14 protein-coding genes are annotated in these 18,576 nt (G+C 73.0%); 12 read left to right on the top strand and 2 right to left on the bottom strand.

What is annotated here, in order from left to right:
* The first annotated feature begins 7 nt into the window (after nt 1-7).
* From AC5L36_RS08550 to AC5L36_RS08510, 9 genes are all read left to right on the top strand, one after another.
* On the top strand, nt 8-1,246 hold the full coding sequence (locus AC5L36_RS08550) for a glycosyltransferase (protein ID WP_441217054.1): 1,239 nt from the start codon (nt 8-10) through the stop codon (nt 1,244-1,246).
* Nucleotides 1,221-1,457 (top strand): hypothetical protein, encoded by a 237-nt coding sequence (locus AC5L36_RS08545; RefSeq protein WP_441217053.1) that lies wholly within the window; start codon nt 1,221-1,223, stop codon nt 1,455-1,457. The genes AC5L36_RS08550 and AC5L36_RS08545 overlap by 26 nt, the downstream gene beginning before the upstream one ends.
* A gap of 137 nt (nt 1,458-1,594) precedes the next feature.
* Nucleotides 1,595-3,157: an ABC transporter substrate-binding protein gene (locus tag AC5L36_RS08540; RefSeq protein ID WP_441217052.1), complete on the top strand. Its 1,563-nt coding sequence runs from the start codon at nt 1,595-1,597 to the stop codon at nt 3,155-3,157.
* A gap of 3 nt (nt 3,158-3,160) precedes the next feature.
* On the top strand, nt 3,161-4,117 hold the full coding sequence (locus AC5L36_RS08535) for an ABC transporter permease (protein WP_441217051.1): 957 nt from the start codon (nt 3,161-3,163) through the stop codon (nt 4,115-4,117).
* Entirely contained in the window at nt 4,114-6,492 is a 2,379-nt protein-coding gene (locus tag AC5L36_RS08530; RefSeq protein ID WP_441217050.1) for an ATP-binding cassette domain-containing protein, read from the top strand. The genes AC5L36_RS08535 and AC5L36_RS08530 overlap by 4 nt, the downstream gene beginning before the upstream one ends.
* Nucleotides 6,489-7,274: a class I SAM-dependent methyltransferase gene (locus AC5L36_RS08525; RefSeq protein WP_441217049.1), complete on the top strand. Its 786-nt coding sequence runs from the start codon at nt 6,489-6,491 to the stop codon at nt 7,272-7,274. The genes AC5L36_RS08530 and AC5L36_RS08525 overlap by 4 nt, the downstream gene beginning before the upstream one ends.
* A complete protein-coding gene (locus AC5L36_RS08520) occupies nt 7,271-9,010 on the top strand; it encodes an ABC transporter ATP-binding protein (RefSeq protein ID WP_441217048.1) in 1,740 nt (579 codons plus the stop codon). Before AC5L36_RS08525 ends, AC5L36_RS08520 begins: the two co-directional genes overlap by 4 nt.
* Nucleotides 9,007-10,740: an ABC transporter ATP-binding protein gene (locus AC5L36_RS08515; RefSeq protein ID WP_441217047.1), complete on the top strand. Its 1,734-nt coding sequence runs from the start codon at nt 9,007-9,009 to the stop codon at nt 10,738-10,740. The genes AC5L36_RS08520 and AC5L36_RS08515 overlap by 4 nt, the downstream gene beginning before the upstream one ends.
* A gap of 112 nt (nt 10,741-10,852) precedes the next feature.
* Nucleotides 10,853-12,172, top strand: coding sequence for a hypothetical protein (locus AC5L36_RS08510; RefSeq protein WP_441217046.1), 1,320 nt, complete (start codon nt 10,853-10,855; stop codon nt 12,170-12,172).
* 4 nt (nt 12,173-12,176) lie between these two features.
* Here the strand turns inward: AC5L36_RS08510 and AC5L36_RS08505 are convergent, their stop codons facing one another.
* Complete coding sequence (locus AC5L36_RS08505; RefSeq protein ID WP_441217045.1) at nt 12,177-13,133, bottom strand: glycoside hydrolase family 68 protein; 957 nt, start codon at nt 13,131-13,133, stop codon at nt 12,177-12,179.
* 293 nt (nt 13,134-13,426) lie between these two features.
* Entirely contained in the window at nt 13,427-14,452 is a 1,026-nt protein-coding gene (locus tag AC5L36_RS08500) for a LacI family DNA-binding transcriptional regulator (protein ID WP_441217044.1), read from the bottom strand.
* A 189-nt stretch (nt 14,453-14,641) separates the two neighbouring features.
* On the opposite strand from AC5L36_RS08500, the gene AC5L36_RS08495 reads away from it, so the two are divergent.
* Genes AC5L36_RS08495 through AC5L36_RS08485 form a run of 3 tightly spaced genes read left to right on the top strand, consistent with a single transcriptional unit; the run spans nt 14,642 to nt 17,729 of the window.
* Nucleotides 14,642-16,003 (top strand): ABC transporter substrate-binding protein, encoded by a 1,362-nt coding sequence (locus AC5L36_RS08495; protein WP_441217043.1) that lies wholly within the window; start codon nt 14,642-14,644, stop codon nt 16,001-16,003.
* Nucleotides 16,000-16,908: a carbohydrate ABC transporter permease gene (locus tag AC5L36_RS08490; protein ID WP_441217042.1), complete on the top strand. Its 909-nt coding sequence runs from the start codon at nt 16,000-16,002 to the stop codon at nt 16,906-16,908. The genes AC5L36_RS08495 and AC5L36_RS08490 overlap by 4 nt, the downstream gene beginning before the upstream one ends.
* Nucleotides 16,905-17,729 carry a carbohydrate ABC transporter permease gene (locus AC5L36_RS08485; RefSeq protein WP_441217041.1) on the top strand — a complete coding sequence of 275 codons (825 nt, stop codon included), beginning with the start codon at nt 16,905-16,907 and terminating at the stop codon, nt 17,727-17,729. The genes AC5L36_RS08490 and AC5L36_RS08485 overlap by 4 nt, the downstream gene beginning before the upstream one ends.
* Nucleotides 17,730-18,576 lie beyond the last annotated feature (847 nt).

The following is an 18,576-nucleotide window of genomic DNA, read 5'->3' as shown; positions in this document are numbered from 1 at the left end:
GAGTGCCATGAGGATCGCGCACTTCTGTGACAGCCACCGCGGCCGCACCGACGGCGTGGCCACAGCCGTCGCGGCCACCGTCTCGCTGCTGCGCGCCGCCGGCCACGAGGTGCGGCTCTACCAGGCGGTGCCGTTGCTGGGCGGCCGCGACGAGCCGTACGGAGTGCGTTCGGTGCCGGTGCCGTTCCGCGAGATCCGCGTCGGTGTGCCGCGCTTCGCCACGCCACGGCCGGTCCCGGACGTCGTCCACGTCCACACGACCGGGCCGATCGGCATCGGGGGCATGAGGTACGCCCGCGCGCACGCGATCCCGGTGGTCATGACCTGGCACACCGACCTGCTCGCGTACTCCGCCTTCTTCCCCGAGATACAGGTCGGTGCCGCGGTCGCCGCACTGCAACTTCGGCTCGGCTGGTCGGTCCGCGACTACCTGCGCCTGGTGCGGCCCGGCGCCGGGCGCCGAGGCCAGCTGCTCCGGCTGGGTGACGCGTTCATGGACCACGTCGCGCTCATCCTCGCGCCGTCCGACAAGACCGCGGCGGGCTTCGCCGAGTTCGCCCGCGTCCCGCCTGTTTGGACGGTGCCGACCTCACTGGCACTCGCGGACGATCCGCGGAGCCGGGAGGAGACGCGCCGCGCGCTGGACATCCCGCCGGCCGCGCCGGTCGTACTCGCCGTCGGGCGGGCCACGCCGGAGAAGAACCCGTCGCTCCTGCTGGCCTCGTTCGCCGAGCTGGTGCGACGGATCCCCGACGCCCACCTGGTGATGCTCGGCGTCCGGCAGCGGCGCCGCGCGCTGCTGCGCCTGGCCCGCCGGGCCGGGGTCGCCCGCGCGCTGCGGATCGTGCCTCCGGTCCCGCACGCGCGGATGGCCGGGTACTACCGGACGGCCGACGTGCTCGCGTTTCCGTCCACTACGGACACCCAAGGCCTGGTGCTGCTGGAGGCGGAACAGGTTGGGCTCCCGGTCGTCATCGCGGACCCGGCGCTGGCCACCCGCCCGGGCTCCGGCACGAGCGGCGGCGCGGCCGGCCGGCTGAGCACACCGGCGCGGGCGGCTCCGTTCGCCGCCGCACTTGGCCGGGTGCTGGCCGAGCCGGAGCTGCGCGAGCGGCTGGCCGAGGCGGGCCGGGACGCCGCCGCGGCGTATCCGGCGGGGCGTTACCTCGACCGTCTGTTGGCCGCCTACTCCTTCGCCGCCGGCTCCGCGCGAGACCCCGGTGAGGGCGGTCCGCGCCGCCGGTAGTTCCCGGGAACCAGACGGCGACTACCTCCCCGACCTGGCCGCGAAGGCCGGGGTGCGCCGCACCCGCGGCTGGCACGCCGCCGGCCGCCCTGCCCGGTGGGAGCCGGGCGGGCGATCCCACCACACCCGCGCCGGCACAAAGCCCAGTCGCGCGTTCGCGTCGGTGATCTGGCTCACCCAGCTGTTGTCCACCGTGATCGACAAAAGCTAACCTGCCGTCTAGTTGCAAATCTTTGGCAACTGCTATATATCTGCAACTAGCTGCTCTTGCTCTCTTCATGATCGACCGCTAGCCTGCCGCTAGCAGCAGACGATTTTCATTTTCAACAAGATGTGAGGAGGGCGGGCATGAGGGGGCGACGGCGCTGGCGAGCGGCGGTGGCCTGTGCCGCGCTGGTCGTGGGGCTCGCGGCGTGCGGAAGCGGCGGCACCGGCACCGGCGATACCGGGGGCGGCGACACGGCCGTGCCGGCCGGCGGCACCCTCCGGGTGGCGTTGGGACAGCCGGAGGCGGACCTGAACGGTCTCCAGTACAAGACGCACTCGTTCAACGTGCTCGACCAGATCTACGAGCCGCTCGTGCGGTACGGCCCCAAAGGCGAGATCCAGCCCGCGCTTGCCGAGCGCTGGGAGGTCAGCCCCGACGGGCGCACGCTGACGTTCCACCTGCGCGCCGGCGTGACGTTCTCCGACGGGACGGCGTTCACCGCGCCGGTGGCCAAGACCGACATGGAACGGTGGATCGGCGACACCCCGTTCCTCGGCGTCTCCCGGCAGACGAAGGTGATCGAGGCGCCGGACGAGCGGACGCTGGTGCTCCGCCTGACCGACCCGTACTACCCGGCGCTCCAGGAGCTGACGCTGATGCGGCCGGTGCGGTTTCGCAGCCCGGCGTCGTTCGACGCCGCCGGCAACTTCGTGAAGCCGATCGGCACCGGACCGTACAAGCTGGAGTCGTCCTCGCAGACCGAGATTGTGCTGGTCCGTAACGACACGTACTGGGGCGGCCGACCCAACCTCGACCGGGTCGTCTTCGCGGTGATGCCGAACTCGCAGGCCCGGCTCGCGGCGTTGAAGGCGGGCGAGGTGGACGTGATCGGCGGCGACTACCTGGCGCCGCTCGCCCCCGAGGAGAGCCTCGACCTGCGCCGCCAGTCAGGGATCTCGCTGCTGACCGAGCCGTCCTCGACGAACCTGTTGCTGGCGTTCAACACCACGACCGGCAACCGCGCCCTCGCCGATCCGCGCGTGCGCGAGGCGGTCAACCGGGCCCTGGACCGGGACGCGTACGCGAAGGTGCTCTTCCACGACCTGGCCAAGCCGGCCACCCAGGTGTTTCCGCCCTCGATCCCGTACGCGCCGCAACAGCCCCGCGAGGTGTCCCTCGACCAGCAGAAGGCCAGAGACCTGCTGGCCCAGGCCGGACAGTCCACATTGTCCCTGCGACTGATCCTGGACCCGGGGATGCTGCCGCAGGCGCGCACGCTCAGCGAAGCCGTGCAGGCCGACCTGGCCAAGGTCGGCATCCAGGTGAAGATCGACCAGCTCGACGCGGCCGGATACTCCGACACCGCCGCCAAGCGCGACTACGACCTGCGCTTCTACCTCACGTACGGCCCGCCGTACGACCCGTTCGCGATGCTCAACGCCAACTTCCGCAGCACCGAGCCGACGTTCCTGTACACCGCGCCGGGGCTCGACGGGCTCATCGACACCGCCCTCGCCGGCACGACCGACGCGGTGCGGGCGGCGGCGTACGACAAGGTGTGGCGCCGGCTCGACGACGACTGGGCCGTCGCGCCGGTGGTCGAGCTGCCCCGGGTCTGGGCGGTCGGCCCGGCGGTCAAGGGATTCACGCTCGGCGTCACCGAGTACGACCTGCCGCTGACCAAAGTCGGCGTGGCCCGGTAGCCGATGCGGTCGCGGTGGGGCGGGCCGGTCGCGATGGTGGCCGGCCGGGTGGCCGAGATGGCCGCGCTGGTGCTGGTGATCTCGCTGGTCAGCTTCGGCCTACTCTGCCTGACCCGTGGCGACGCGGCCACCTCGGTGGTCCGCGAGCAGGGCGGCCCGGTCACCCAGGAGCGGATCGCCACGGAGCGGCAACGCCTCGGCCTGGACCTGCCGCCACACGAGCGGTACGTGGACATGCTCGGCCGCGCGGTCACCGGCGACCTCGGCGTGTCGATCCGGACCGGCCACCCGGTGGCCGGCGAGGTCGCCGAGCGGCTCGCGCCGACGCTCACGCTCGCCGCCTCCGGGAGCCTCGTCGCGCTGCTCGTCGGCCTCGCGATCGGCCTGGTCGAGAACGCCGCCACCGGACGCGTCCTGCCCGCAGCCTCCCGCGGCCTGTCGCTGCTGCTGGTGTCGGTGCCCGCGTTCGCGTTGGCGTTCGCGCTGGTCGAGCAGTTCTCGGTACGGCTGGGCTGGTTTCCCACCCAGGGCATGGCCGGCGGACCGCGGGCACTCGTGCTGCCGGCGCTGGTGCTGGGGCTGCCGGGCGGCGCCGCGCTGGGACGGGTGCTGTCGACCCGGCTGCGGGAGGTGATGGCCGAGCCGTACGTCGTCATGGCCCGCGCCCAGGGCTTATCCCGCACCGCCTGCCTGCTGCGCACGGCGCTGCCGAACGCGGCGGTCACCAGTCTTGTCGTGGCGGGCAACATCCTGGCCGCGCTGGCCACGAGCACGCTGATCGTGGAAGAGGTGTTCGGCTGGCCCGGCCTCGGCTCGTATCTTGTCTCGGCGCTGCGGTACCGGGACTGGCAGCCGCTCCAGGCCAGCGTCCTGCTGATGTGCGTGGTGGTGATCGTGGCCCGCGGCGCGAGCCTCGCCCTGGCCGCGCTGGTCGACCCCCGCGCGCGGAGCACGCCGTGAGGCGCCGCCTCGTGCTGCCCGCCGCCGTGGTGGGCGCGTTCGCGCTGGCCGGCGTCGCAGGTCCGGTGCTGACCGGTGGCCGGGAACGGCAGACCGACCTGGGGCGGGCCCTGCTCGGCCCCGGCCCGGCCGCCTGGCTCGGCACCGACCACCTCGGCCGGGACGAGCTCGCCCGGGTCGTCGCCGGCGCCCGCGGTCCGGTGATCGCGGTGGGTGTCGTCCTGCTGCTGTGCCTGCTCCTCGGCGGCGGCGTCGGCGTCGTCGCGGGCTGGCGGGGCGGCCCGCTCGACCGGCTCCTGCTCCGGCTGGTCGACGTCGTGACGAGCGTGCCGACGCTGCTGCTCGGGCTGGTGCTGGCCGGCCTGCTCGGCGGCGGCCCGTGGCACGTCGCGCTCGCCCTCGGGCTGACGCTGTGGCCCCCGTACGCCCGTGTGGTCCGCACCGAGACCCGGCTGCGCCGGGACGAGCCGAGCAACCAGGCGCTGCGGCTGCTCGGTGCCGGGCCGGCCCGCATCCTGCTGCGCCACATCCTGCCGTCGCTGGGCGGCCCGGTCCTCGTGCTGCTCGGCATCACGGCGGCCGAGGTGATCGTCGCCGTGGCGACGCTCAGCTTCCTCGGCCTCGGCGCCCCGCCGCCCACCCCGGAGTGGGGCACGATGCTTGTCGAGTCGCGCCCGTACCTGTCCACGGCGCCCTGGCTGTTTCTCGCCCCGGCCGCCGCCGTCGCCGCCGTCGCGGTCGCCGGCAACCTGCTCGCCGACCGGCTCGGCGGATGGTTCACGCACGGCACCGCCCGTACCACGGCGGGAAGCCGGACCACCGGCGAGCCGCCACCGGCCGCGGCGCCCGACACCGGCGGCGGCCTGCGGATCACCGGCCTGACCGTCGACGTGAACGGCGCCCGCGTCGTCGACGGCGCCACCCTGTCCGCACCGGCCGGTGGAACCCTTGCGGTCGTCGGCCCGAGCGGCAGCGGCAAGACGATGACCGTGCTCGGCGCGCTCGGCCTCTTCCCGCCACACATGACCGCCCGCGTCGGCGGCTCCGCCCGGATCGCCGGACGCGAGCTCGTCGGGCTCGACGAGGCCGGCCTGCGGACGGTCCGCGGCCGCACCGTCGCGTACGTGCCACAGGATCTCGGCGGCGCGCTCAACCCACTGCGCCGCGTCGGCGCCCAGCTCGCGTCCGCGGTGACCCTCCACAGTGGTGACCGGAGCCCACGCGAGCTGCTCGCACTGGTCGGGATCGAGGAACCGGACCGGGTCGCGCGGCAGCGGCCGGGCGAGCTGTCCGGCGGGATGCGGCAGCGAGTGCTGCTCGCGCTCGCGCTGGCCGGCAATCCCCAGGTGCTGATCGCCGACGAGCCGACCAGCGCGCTGGACGCCACCGCCGCGGTCGGCGTGGTCGAGCTCCTGGGCCGGATCCAGCGGCGGCTCGGCACCACGCTCGTGGTCATCACCCACGACCTGGGGATGGCCGCGCGGCTGGCCGACACGATCGCCGTCTTCGACGCCGGCCGCGTCGTCGAGTCGGGACCGGTGGCCACCGTGCTCAGCCGGCCCGCCCACCCGGTCACCCGGAGCCTCGTCGCCGCCGCCGACCTGCCTGAGCCGGTCGTCGCGCCGCCGCCGGCCGGACCGGTGCTGCTGACCGCCCGCGACCTGCGCGTCACCTACCCCGGCGGCGGCCGCCGCCCACCGGTCACCGCGGTCGCCGGCGTCGACCTGACGCTGCGCCGCGGTGAGGTCGTCGCGCTCGTCGGCAACTCCGGCTGCGGCAAGTCCACATTGGCCCGCGCGCTGGCCGGCCTGGAAAACCGCCTGTCCGGGACGGTCACTGTGGACGGTCAGCGCGTGCACCTCGTCTTCCAGGACCCGACCGCGGCGCTCGACCGCCGCCAGCGGATCGCCGACGCGCTCGACGAGGCACTCCACCTCCATCGGGTACCGGCGGACACCGTGCCCGCCCGCCGCGCGGCGCTGCTGGCCCGGGTCGGACTGACCGGCGCGCACGGCGCGCGGCGGCCGTGGCAGCTGTCCGGTGGCGAGCGGCAGCGTGCCGTGCTCGCCCGCGCGCTGGCCGGCGAACCCGACCTGCTCATCCTCGACGAGCCGGTCAGCGCGCTCGACTCGATCCACCGCGCCGGCTTCGTCGACCTGCTCCGCGACCTGCGCGGCGACCGGCTCAGCATGCTGCTCATCTCGCACGACCTGGGAGTGGTCGAGCAGGTCGCCGACCGGATGCTCGTCATGCACGCCGGCCGGTTCGTCGACGAGCTGCCGGCCGGCACCGGCCGCCATCCGGTGACCCGCGACCTGCTCGCCGCCCGTGACTTCTTCCGCCATCTGCCAACGATCGAAGGGGTTTCGCCATGACCACTGTGGACACCACACCGAGCTGGACCGACCTGCTGTCCACCTGGGACGCCCAGCAGGCCGGGTACCTTCCCCGGCGGGAGGAGCGCTTCGCGGCGATGGTCCGCGCGCTCGGCGCCGCCGTCGGCGACCGGTTCACCGTCCTCGACCTCGGGTGCGGGCCGGGCTCGCTGTCCCAGCGCGTCCTCGACGCGTACCCCGAGGCGACCGCCGTCGCGGTGGACGCCGACCCGCTGCTGCTGCGGCTCGGCCGCAACGCCCTGACCGGGTACGACGACCGGCTCCGCTGGGTGGACGCGGACCTGCGCGATCCGTCGTGGACCTCCCTCGTGGGCGTGGGGCGAGTGGACGCCGTCGTCTCCACCACCGCCTTGCACTGGCTCGAACCGGGCGCGCTGTTCGCGCTGTACCAGCGGGTCGGTCAGCTGCTGCGCCCCGGCGGCGTGCTGCTCAACGGCGACAACATGCCGTACGACCCCGGCCAGGCGCTCCATCAGCGGCTGGCCGACGAGGCCACCAAGCGGGCCACGCACGAGGCGTTCACGGTGGCCGGCGTGCCGGACTGGGAACGCTGGTGGTCCCTCGCCGGTGACGCGCTCGCCGGCGAGGCTCGGGAGCGGCAGCGGCGGCGGGAGCGGGCCGACGAGCGCTACGGGCCGCGCGACGGCGACCGGCTCACCTCGCTCGGCACCCACGTGACCGCGCTCACCGAGGCCGGCTTCCGGGAGATCGGCACGATCTGGCAGGACCTGGACGACCGGGTCCTGCTCGCCGTCCGATGAGCGCCAACGCGCGCCTGCTGCGCTGGTCCCTGCGGGCGCGGTGGCGGATGGCCGAGCTGGTCGCCCTCTCCGTCGCCGTCACCGCCACCTACGCGGCGCAGGGGCTGCTGCTCGCGGTGGTGGTCGACGACGTCGTCGAGGGTGCCGGCCTCGGCGGCTCGGTGCCCGCCCTGACCGGTCTTGTGGCGGTGCAGGCGGTCCGCGCCGCCGCGCAGTGGCGGCGCGAGGTGGCCGCCGCGGGCGCCGCCGCCGCGGTCAAGGAGGCGGTCCGCGCCGACCTGTACGCCCAGCTGCTGCGGCTCGGCCCGGCCGACGTGCGCCGCCGCCGCACCGGCGCGGTGCAGTCCACATTGGTCGACGGGGTCGAGGCGCTCGACGCGTACGTCGGCCGCTTCCTGCCGCAGGCGGTCGCCGCCCTCGTCGGCGCCGCGGCGATCGCCGGCTTTCTGCTCGCGCTGGACCCGGTCGTCGGCGCGGTCGTGCCCGCCTGCGCGCTCGCCGTCCCGCTCGTGCCGCAGCTGTCGCAGCGGATACTGGCCCGCCGGACGGACCCGTGGATGGCCGCCTACCACGCCCTCTACGCGGAAAACCTCGACGCGATCCAGGGCATGGCCACGCTCAAGGTCTTCGGCGCCGCGCGCCGCCGCGGCTGGGAGCTGACCGAGAAGGCCAAGGACTTCTGCCGCGTCTCCATCCGCCTGTGCGCGATCACCGTCCTCTACGTCGGCGTGGTCGGCCTGGCGGTCGGCTTCGGCACCGCGTTCGCCGCCGGCCTCGGCGCGGTCCGGCACGCCGAGGGCGCCATACCGGCCCTGTCACTGCTGATGATCCTGCTGCTGACCCGGGAGTGCTTCCGCCCGCTCCGCGACCTCCAGAACGCCTTCCACGCCGGGTACCCGGCCCTGTCCGCGGCCACCGGCATCTTCGAGATCCTCGACGCCGACCCGCCGGTCACGTCGCCGGCCCGGCCGTGGGTGCCGGCGACGCGGTCGCTGGCGCTGGACTTCGAGGCGGTCACCTTCACCTACCCGGGCCGGGCCGGACCCGCCGTCCGCGACCTCACCCTGCGCGTCGGCGCCGGCGAACACGTCGCCGTCGTCGGCCGATCCGGCGCCGGCAAGACCACCCTGATCGGGCTCCTGCTGCGCTGGTTCGACCCGCAGCACGGCACGGTCCTGCTCGGCGGGACACCGGTCGCCGACTGGGACCTGGAGGAGCTGCGCCGCCAGGTCGCCGTCGTCTCACAGGACACCTACCTGTTCCACCGCTCGGTCCGCGACAACCTCACGATCGCCCGACCGCACGCCACCGCCGCGCAGCTGCGGGACGCGCTCGCGGCGGCCAACGCCGCGGGCTTCGTCGACGCGCTGCCCGACGGGCTGGACACCGTCGTCGGCGAACGCGGCATGAAGCTCTCCGGCGGCGAACGCCAGCGGCTCTCCATCGCCCGCGCCCTGCTCGCCGACGCGCCGGTACTCGTCCTGGACGAGGCGACCTCCAGTGTGGACAGTGCGAACGAGCGCGCCATCGCCGAAGCGCTGCGCCGCGCCGCCACCGGACGCACGACGCTCACCATCGCGCACCGGCTCTCCACCGTCCGGGCCGCCGACCGCATCGTGGTGCTCGACCGGGGCGCGATCACCGAGAGCGGCCGCCACGACGAGCTGCTCGCCCGGCCCGGCGCCTTCGCCCGTCTCGTGGCGGCGGGCACGACACCGGAGGAGACCCCGTCATGACCCGCCTGTTCCCGCTGCTGCGCCTGCTGCGCGGCCACCGGCGCATCATCGCGGTCGCGATCCTGTCCGGCGTCGCCAACCACGTCTTCACGATCGCCAGCGCGGTGCTCGGCGCGCTCCTTGTCGGCCGGGCGCTGACCGGCACCGCCCCCGGCGACCTGCGCGGCGGCTTCCTGCTGCTGCTCGCCCTCGTCGTCCCGCTCGTCGTGGCACCGTGGGCGGAGACCCAGCTCGCCCACGTCGTCGCATTCCGGGTACTCGTCGACGTGCGCGGTCGCGTCTACGACTCGTTCGCCCGCATGTCTCCCGGCGACCTGCTGTCCCGCCGGTCCGGCGAGCTCGGCTCGACCGCGATCAGCGACGTGGAGCTGCTCGAGACGTTCTTCGCGCACACGCTCAGCCCGCTGGTCTCCGCCGCCGTGGTACCGGCCGGCGCGCTCGTCGCACTCGCCTTTCTCGATCCGACCCTCGCCCTCGCCCTGCTGCCCGTGCTTGTCGCGCTCGCCAGCATCCCGATCTGGCTGCGCCGCCGTGCCGAAGCGGACGGCACCGCGGTACGGGCCGCCGCCGGCGCGCTCAACGCCGAGGCCGTCGACGCTCTCCAGGGCCTGCGCGAGGTGCTCACCTTCGGCGCCGGGCGGGCACAGGCGCGGCGCCTGCGGGACCGGGCCCGCGCGCTCGACGGCGCCCGTACCGCGCACGCCCGGCGGGCCGGCGTCGAGCTGGCCGCCACCGACGCGATCGTCACGCTCGGCGTCCTCGCCGCACTCGTCGCCGGCGGCTCGCTCGTCGCCGCCGGCGACCTTCCCGCCGACCTGCTGCCGGCCGCGGTGGTGCTGGCCGCGTTCTCCCTGGCCCCGGTGACCGCCGTGGTCGACGTCGCCCGCGAGGTCGGCATCGTCTCGGCCGCCGCGGTGCGGGTGCTCGACCTGCTCGCCGTCGCCCGCGCGGTGCCCGACCCGGAGCAGCCGGCCGACGTGCGCGACGTGTCGCCGCGCGTCGAGTACCGCCGGGTCACCTTCCGCTACGGCCCCGACCTGCCGCCGGCGGTGCGAGACCTCGACTTCGCCGTCGAGCCGGGGGAGACCGTCGCCCTGGTCGGCCACTCCGGCGCCGGCAAGTCCACCTCCGCGCACCTGCTGCTGCGGCTGTGGGACGTCGGCGACGGCGCCATCACCATCGGCGGCCACGACCTGCGAACCATCGCCGACACCGACCTGCGCCGCCTGGTCGCGTACGTGCCGCAGGACGTGCACCTGTTCAACATCTCCATCGCCGACAACCTGCGCCTCGGCCGGCCCGGCGCCACCCAGGCGGAGGTGGAGGCGGCCGCGCGGACGGCGCAGGCACACGACTTCGTCACCGACCTGCCCGCCGGATACGAGACCATCGCCGGCGAACTCGGCAACCTGCTCTCCGGTGGACAGCGCCAGCGCCTCGCGATCGCCCGCGCCCTGCTCGCGGACACGCCGGTGCTCGTGCTCGACGAGGCCGTGTCCAACTTGGACACCGAGAGCGAGCGGCACCTCTCGGCCGCGATCGCCGCCACCCGCGGCGGCCGCACCACGCTGGTCATCGCGCACCGCCTGACCACCATCCGCACCGCCGACCGGGTGGTCATGCTCGAACAGGGCCGGATCGTCGAGGAGGGACGGCCGGACGACCTGCTCGCCCGGGGCGGGCGCTTCGCCCGGCTGGTGCGCACTCAACTCGCCGCCGATCCCGTATAGCGCCGAGCCAGCCCTTGACACTCCCGAACGCGCGGCACATGCTGCTTGCTAAATCCATTTAGCGACCGTCGCGTACCGCGCGGCGGCGCGTGGCCGGGGAAGGAACACCTGGATGCGGATAGGCAGACGGGCCGTGGCGGTCGCCTCGACCCTGGCACTGGCGGCGTCGGGTCTCGCGTACGGCGGTCACGGCGGGGGTGGCGGCGGCGCGGACGGCGGGATCCGGAGCATCACACCGATCACGACGGTGTACACGTACGGTCAGAAGGTTTCCGCGGTCGCGGTCGAGTACGGCGACGCGGTCAACCCGAGGGAGCTGGACAACTCCACGTTCTCGGTACAGGACACGCTCTACAACTTCCGCTTCAACCCGATCGGCGACCTGCCCAAGCTGACCGACCGCAGGGTCACGCGCACCTACGTCAACAACGCGCCCGCGACCCGCGCGGACCACCGGTCGGTGCCCGGCCGGTACGTCATCGTCGAGCTCGACCCGGACCAGAACGCGGGCTGGACCGTCATCGTCTCCAAGTGCCCGACCTTCTTCTGCACGGTCAAGGTCAACCCGGACCCGCCGACCCGGGTGGTGCAGCGCAAGGCGGTCTACGGCCAGCCGCGGTTCGGCGCCGGACGGGGCCCGGTGCTGGCCAGGGCGACCCCGAACACCTCCCGCGAGATGACCGCCGAGCCGGTCGACCAGCTCGTCGACGAGTTCAGGTACGGCTCCTACCTCAGCGGCGGGATGGTCCTGCCGTACCACTACCACCTGCCCAAGCGCTACGACCCGGCCAGGAAGTACCCGCTGATGGTCGTGCTGCCCGGACACGGCATGGGCTGGGACGGCGACAACCTGCTGGTCCAGGTGGCCGCCGACATCCCCGCCACGGCCTGGCTCCAGCCGAGGTGGACCGGCGGCACCGAGGACGTCATCGTGCTCGCACCCCAGCACCAGCGGGTCGGCGGCGCCGCCGAGGCGGACCTGCTGGTCAAGATGCTGGACCAGTTCGTCAAGGACTACGCGGTCGACCAGCGGCGGATCTACGCGACCACGGTCTCGTACGGCTCACAGTTGCTCTGGAACGCGTACGCCAAGCGGCCGGACCTCTTCGCGGCCGGACTGGTGACCGGCGGCTTCGCGGTCAACGCCGACCAGGCCGCGGCGATCGCGGCGGCCGAGATCCCGCTGTGGGTCACCCACGGCGTGCACGACCACCTGCTGAACATTTCCCTGGCGCGGAACACCCGGACGCTGTTGCGGGCCGCGTACGCCGCGCGGGGCAAGACGCCCGAGCAGATCGACGCTCTGCTGCACTACACCGAGTACGAGGACGCGGCGTTCGCGCTGCCCGACTACCACGCGGCTTTCGGGCCGACCTACGAGGACGAATCGATCCCGCGGTGGCTGCTGGCCCAGCGCAAGCCGGCGACCTGACCGCTCACCGGGCCCGACCGTCGGGCGTGGACAGTGCGCCATCCGGCGTGCGGGCGACCAGGCCCGCCGCCGGGTGGTAGCGGACGGGGATCGGGTCGCACAGCTCGCCGACGAAGGCGCCGTCGACCCGGTCGAGGAAGCCGATCACCACCCAGGCGTCACCGTCCGGCACGAGACGGGGCGCGTAGAGGTGCGGGTGCGGAAACGGTCGCGCCGCGCCGAGGTCCCACGGGCCGGTGACGGAGCGGCCGGGCACCACCCAGATACGGTGGCCGCCGGCGTGGGCGTTGGTGCAGAACAGCAGCAGCGGCTGGCCGTCGACGACCGCCGCCTGGAGCACCTCGAGGTGCCCGAAGCCGGCCGGATCGGACAGTGGTGGCCGGACTGTCCAATGCAGAAGGTCGGGGGAGGTGGCGTGGCCGACGACACCGCGGCTGGCGGCCGGTCCGGTGCCGAGCCGGGCGGTGAGGAGCATGTGCCAGCCGCCGCCGTCCGGGTCGGGGAAGACCCACGGGTCGCGCCAGGCCTGCTCGTACCAGGCGGCCGGGTCGAGCAGCTCGTACCAGGTCGGGTCGGCCTCGACGACGGGGCCGGTGCCGTGCCGGTGCCAGGTGGTCAGGTCGTCGGAGATGGCCAGGCCGACGCGCTGCACCAGGCCCCGCTCGGCGCGGCTGACCCCGGTGTAGAACATGTACCACCGGCCGTCCGGGCCACGCACGGTGCTGCCGGTCCACAGTGCCAGGTCGTCCCAGGCCGGGGTGTCGGCGGCGACGAGCGCATCCGGCAGCAGGCGCCAGTCGCGCAGGTCGGTGGAGACGGCGTGGCCGATCGTGGCGCGGTGGTGCCGCCGCTCCGGGTCGAGCAGCGCCCGCGAGGCGCGCAGGAAGAAGGCATGCCAGACGCCGTCGTCGTCGCGGGCGTACCAGCTGTCCCACACCCAGTGGTCCGGCAGTCGAAGCATGCGCGAAAGGTACCAGTTAAATCGGTTTAGCGCGACGGCGTCCGTGCCCGCCCGAGAGTGCTGGCGGCGGCGTTCGCGCCAGCCCGAGAGTGCTGGCGGCGGCGTTCGCGCCAGCCCGAGAGTGCTGGCGGCGGCGTTCGCGCCAGCCCGAGAGTGCTGGCGGCGGCGTTCGCGCCAGCCCGAGAGTGCTGGCGGCGGCGTTCGCGCCAGCCCGAGAGTGCTGGCGGCGGCGTCCGCGCCCGCCCGAGAGTGCCGGCCGCGCCGGCGGCGGCGTACGTGTCCCGGTGACGGCGTCAGGCCGGCGGGGCTACGGACTTGCGTCGCCGCAGCGCCATCGGCACCAGCGTGGGCGCGGCGGCGGTCTCGCCGTCGAGGAGCAGCTCGACCGCGCGGCGGCCCATCTGGCCGTGCGGGAGCGCGACGGTGGTCAGCCCGGGGCGCAGCCACGCCGCGATCGGGTCGTCGTCGAACGAGACGACCGAGACGTCGTCGGGCACGCCGAGACCGGCCTCGGCGAGCGCCTGGTAGACGCCGAAGGCGAGCCGGTCGTTCATGCAGATGACCGCCGTGGGCCGGTCGGCCTTGCGCAGCAGGGACCGCATGGCCTTGAACCCGTGCTCGGGCAGCCAGTCGTGGCAGAACGCTTCGTGACGCACCTTGGCGCCGGCCTCCGCCAGGGCGCTCCGGATGCCGCGCAGCCGCGCCCCGGCGGCGAGGGAGACCTCCGGATCGGTCTCCTTGAGGCGGTTGCGGCCGATGACCGCGATCCGGTCGAGGTGACCCTTGTCGAGCAGTGCGGTGGTGACGGTGCGGCCGGCCCGCTCGTCGTCGGGCAGCACGCAGGGCAGGCCGTCCGGGGTGGTCGCGTTGAGCAGCACGACCGGTCCGGCGAGCAGCGCGGGCGGCACGGTGAGCCGGCGGGTGGCCATCGCGGCGTAGACGACGCCGTCGACCTGGCGGTCGAGCATGGCGTCGATGGCGTACTGCTCGAACGCGGCGTCGCCCTGCGTCTCGGCGATGAGCAGCACGTGGTCGCGCTCGCGGGCGGCGTCGAGCGCGCCCCGGATGAGGTCGCCGGCGAAGCGGGTGGTGGCCACGATGTCGGAGACGAAGGCGATGGTGGCGGTCTTGCGGGTGCGCAGGCTGCGGGCGGCGACGTTGGGCCGGTAGCCGAGCTCTTCGGCGGCGGCGAACACGCGCTGGTGTGCGTCGGCGGACAGGCGGGTGCCCTCGCGCCCGTTGAGGACCATCGACGCGGCCGTCTTGGACAGGCCGGCGCGGCGGGCCACGTCGGCCAGGGTCGCTCGATTGTGCCCCATCGGTCCTCCGTATCGGCGGTCGGCGCGAGGCCGCCTCGACCATCATCATGCGGCACGCGCGTGCCCGCCCGTGCGGCGCACCCGACCTTTGGGTCCTTGACACCGCCGACCAACGCGCGCATGCTCGTGCTAAATCAGTTTAGCAAGGCATCCGCCCCTTGTCGGGGGCGGCGCCGCGAGGAGCCACAGATGCCTGGATACCCCACGAGAACGTTCCCCCGTCGCGGCCTCGTGCTGGCCGCACCCTTGATGGCGGTCGCGATGGCGGCCGCGTGCAGTGCGCCCGGTGCCGAGGAGTCCCCGTCGGACCAGGCCAGCGCCGCGGTCAGCACCGACCTCGGCAGCGCGCCGATCACCTTGGAGATGTACGCCGAGACCGGCTTCCCGCTCGCCAAGGCACTGGCCGACGAGTTCACCAAGCAGCACCCGCAGGTGACGTTCAACGTGCGCGAGGACCAGTTCACGGTCATCGTGGAAAACGCGCCGCGAGTGCTCGCCTCGGACAACGCGCCGGACATCATCCGGCTGCCCACGATGGTCGACCTGGTCAAGGACGGCCTGCTGAAAAACCTCGACCCCTACTTCACCGCGTACGGGTGGGACAAGTTTCCCGCCTCCCAGCTGGTGCAGCTGCGCGTCGCCGAGGGCGGCCGGCCGCGCGGCAGCGGCTCGCTGTACGCGATGGGTCTGGGCTACAGCGTCACCGGCGTCTTCTACAACAAGCAGCTGGCGCGGAAGGTGGGCATGACCCAGCCGCCGGCGACCGTCGCGGACTTCGAAGCGTTGCTGGCCAAGGCGAAGGCCGCCAACGTGCAACCCATCATGCAGTTCAACAAGAACACCGCCGGCATCAACTTCCCGCACCAGGCGCTCCAGAACCAGTTCGGCGACCCCGCCCAGATCGCGGACTGGATCTTCCAGAAGCCGGGCGCCACGTTCGACACACCGGCCGCGCTCAAGGCCACCCAGACGATCCAGAAGTGGGCACAGGCCGGCTACTTCCCCAAGGACGCCAACGCGATCGACTACACCGCGATGATGGGCCAGTTCCAGAAGGGCGGCGGCCTGTTCATGTTCAACGGCGACTGGGAGTCGGCCAACCTGGACAAGAGCATGCCGGGCAACGTCGGCTTCTTCCTCTTCCCCGGCGAGGCCGCCGGCGCCAAGCACGTGGCGATGTCCGCGCCCAACACGTTCGGCGTCGGCGCCAAGGCCAAGCACCCGGACGCGGCCGCGTTCTTCCTCAACTGGGTGCACACCAACGACAAGGCCCGCGAGATCACGGTGAAGGTCGGCGGCTCCAGCCCCGGCGGCCCGTCCGACCTGACCGTGCCGCCGGCCGCCGACGGCACCGTGCTGGCCGAGACGCTCAAGGCGTCGCAGCAGCTCGGCGCGGAAAACGGCGCGGTCGACTTCACCGCCAACGCCACCGGCGCCATCTTCGCCTCCGCCATCACACCGGAGATGCAGAAGCTCGTCGCCGGGCAGCAGACCCCCGAGGGGTACGTGAAGGCAGTACAGACCGAGTACGAGAAGGAACTGTCCCAGTGACCGCACCCGCTGTGCGGGCCCACCGACGCCGGTGGGCCCGCACGGCCCGGTGGAGCGGCTGGCTCTACGTGCTGCCCGCCCTGCTCGTGTACGCCGTCTTCGTGCTGCGCCCGCTCGTGCTGACGTTCCAGTACTCGCTCTACCACTGGAACGGCATCGGCGTGGCCCGCTGGGCCGGCCTGTCCAACTACACCACGGTCTTCACCGACCGCGACCTCCTGAAGATCATCGGGAACGCGTTCATCCTGATCATCTTCTTCAGCCTCATCCCGGTCGGCCTCGGCCTGCTGGTCGCCACACTGGTCCGGCGGATCACCAGCGGCCCGTTCGGCACGGCGGTGCGCACCATCCTCTTCCTGCCCCAGGTCATCCCGCTGGTCGCGGCCGGCATCGCGTGGAGCTGGCTGCTGTCCACCACCGGGCTGGTCAACCAGGTGCTCCGCGGGGTCGGCCTCGGCGGGCTGACCCGGGCCTGGCTCGGCGAGTTCGACACCGCCCTGCCGTCCGTCGGCGTCATCGGCGCCTGGGTCCTGTTAGGACTGTGCACGATCCTGCTCGTCACCGGCATGAGCAAGATCGACCCCGCGCTGTACGAGGCGGCCCGCATCGACGGCGCCGGCCCGATCCGCGAGTTTCTCGCCGTCACCCTGCCCAGCCTCCGCCAGGAGATCGGCGTCTGCCTCACCGTCACCGTCATCGCCGCGCTGGCCAGCTTCGACATCGTCTACATCTCCACCGGCGGCGGCCCCGGTCTACAGACCACCGTGCCCGGCCTGGAGATCTACCGCCTGGCCTTCGCCCAGCGCCAGGTCGGCCTCGCCTCGGCGCTCGCGGTGGTGCTGATGGCGCTGGTGCTCGTGTGCGTCCTGCCGATCCAGCGGCTCACCAGAGAGGACAAGGGATGAACCTCAGCCGGCGCGAACAGCTCACCGGGCGACTGTTTCTCGTCGCGCTCGTGCTGGTCACCCTGCTGCCGTTCGTCAGCATGCTGTCGGCCGCGCTACAGCCGCGCGGCACGGTGCCCACCGGCCTGACCTGGCCATCAGATCCACAGTGGAGCAACTTCGCCGACGCGTTCACCGTCGCCAACATGTCCGCGCTGCTCCGCTCCAGCCTGCTCATCGTCGCCGGCGTGGTACCCGTCTCCGTGCTCATCGCGACGATGGCCGGCTTCGGCCTCGGCCACCTGCGCGTGCCCGGCGGCCGGTTCGCCTTCGGCCTGCTGCTGCTCGGCCTCACCCTCCCGTTCGAGGCGGTGATCACGCCGCTCTACTACCAGGTGCGCGACTTCGGCCTGCTCAACACCCGGTGGGCGATCATCCTACCGCTGATCGGCCTCTACATGCCCTTCGCCGTCTTCTGGATGCGCGCCCACTTCGTCAACGTGCCGCAAGAGCTCGCCGACGCCGCCCGCGTCGACGGCAGCACCACCTGGCAACTCTTCTGGCGCGTACAGGTGCCCCTCGCCCGACCCGCGATCGCCTCGCTGACGATCCTGCTGTTTCTGTGGACCTGGAACCAGTTCCTGCTCGCCATCGTGCTCGTCGACGACCCCACCAAACGCACCATGGCCGGCGCGCTTGGCGCCTTCCAAGGACAGTGGGGCACCGACCAGGTCCTGCTCTGCGCCGGCTCGCTGCTCATCCTGACGCCGACGCTCATCGTGTTCCTCATCTTCCAGCGCCAGTTCATCAAGGCCCTGCTCCAGGGCTCACTCAAGGGCTGAGCCCGACTCACCCGCCCTGACGCCGAACGCCTGAATACAAAGACGCGAGCTACCGCGATGTCCGCGGTGGTCCAGACCGCTGCTCCCGCGGCCTCACCCGTCCGCCGTTGGTCGCGGTCACCCTTTGCCTCCGGCGGATGCGCGGCTCGCGCCACGCGGTGCGACGGTGTTTGTCCACAATGCCTGTTGCCAAACAGCCGGCGGGAGATCGAAAGGGCGGCTCGACTTTCGGAGTCGCTTCTCCGCTCGTTTCGGGTTTGTTTGTGGTTGCGGTTAGGGCGCCTCCGGCGGGCCTCGGACTCCGGCCCCTTTTCTCTGATCGTCACCCTGCGCTGGGCGTGGCGGCCCCGGCGCTGGTCTGCTTCCCTGGCGGGTGGACGACGGCATACGGCACGGCTCGGGTTTCGCGCGCTGGCTGCGGCTTGGGGGGTGGCTGGCCATGGTGGTCATGATCGGCGGATCACCGGCCCACCTTCCCAATGTTTGGGGAGGTGGCTCAGCATGTGGGCAGCGTCATGATCGTTCGCCCGAAATGGGCGTGACACGCCGAAGAGCACGCCCTTATCGGGCTAACGATCACCGCGCGGTGGACGCCGGGGCTTGCGGGGCATTGTTGGCCGGGCCTCAAGCCCGGTGAGCATGCTGACGCTGTCGCAGATGGTGGGCCGGGGTCGCCTTGTGGATCGTGGTCATCTGGACCCCCTCCAGGGGGTCTAAACGACCACGATCACAAGGATCTCGCCCGGCCTTGTCGCCGCTCAAGGCCTCGCGGGCACGAGAAGACCTTGCGGTTGCCTCGGCGGCGGCGTTCCTCGCTTTCGGACGATGTGACGGTTGCCGGGGGAGT

This window comes from Phytohabitans sp. LZ39, assembly GCF_059359075.1.
This window is presented reverse-complemented; position numbering and strand designations above follow the sequence as displayed.

Excerpts from the sequence above, each read along its gene's own strand:
- AC5L36_RS08550 (WP_441217054.1), top strand. The coding sequence starts at position 8 with ATGAGGATCGCGCACTTCTGTGACAGCCACCGCGGCCGCACCGACGGC.
- AC5L36_RS08540 (WP_441217052.1), top strand. The coding sequence starts at position 1,595 with ATGAGGGGGCGACGGCGCTGGCGAGCGGCGGTGGCCTGTGCCGCGCTG.
- AC5L36_RS08535 (WP_441217051.1), top strand. The coding sequence starts at position 3,161 with ATGCGGTCGCGGTGGGGCGGGCCGGTCGCGATGGTGGCCGGCCGGGTG.
- AC5L36_RS08525 (WP_441217049.1), top strand. The coding sequence starts at position 6,489 with ATGACCACTGTGGACACCACACCGAGCTGGACCGACCTGCTGTCCACC.
- AC5L36_RS08520 (WP_441217048.1), top strand. The coding sequence starts at position 7,271 with ATGAGCGCCAACGCGCGCCTGCTGCGCTGGTCCCTGCGGGCGCGGTGG.
- AC5L36_RS08515 (WP_441217047.1), top strand. The coding sequence starts at position 9,007 with ATGACCCGCCTGTTCCCGCTGCTGCGCCTGCTGCGCGGCCACCGGCGC.
- AC5L36_RS08510 (WP_441217046.1), top strand. The coding sequence starts at position 10,853 with ATGCGGATAGGCAGACGGGCCGTGGCGGTCGCCTCGACCCTGGCACTG.
- AC5L36_RS08505 (WP_441217045.1), bottom strand. The coding sequence starts at position 13,133 with ATGCTTCGACTGCCGGACCACTGGGTGTGGGACAGCTGGTACGCCCGC.
- AC5L36_RS08500 (WP_441217044.1), bottom strand. The coding sequence starts at position 14,452 with ATGGGGCACAATCGAGCGACCCTGGCCGACGTGGCCCGCCGCGCCGGC.
- AC5L36_RS08495 (WP_441217043.1), top strand. The coding sequence starts at position 14,642 with ATGCCTGGATACCCCACGAGAACGTTCCCCCGTCGCGGCCTCGTGCTG.
- AC5L36_RS08485 (WP_441217041.1), top strand. The coding sequence starts at position 16,905 with ATGAACCTCAGCCGGCGCGAACAGCTCACCGGGCGACTGTTTCTCGTC.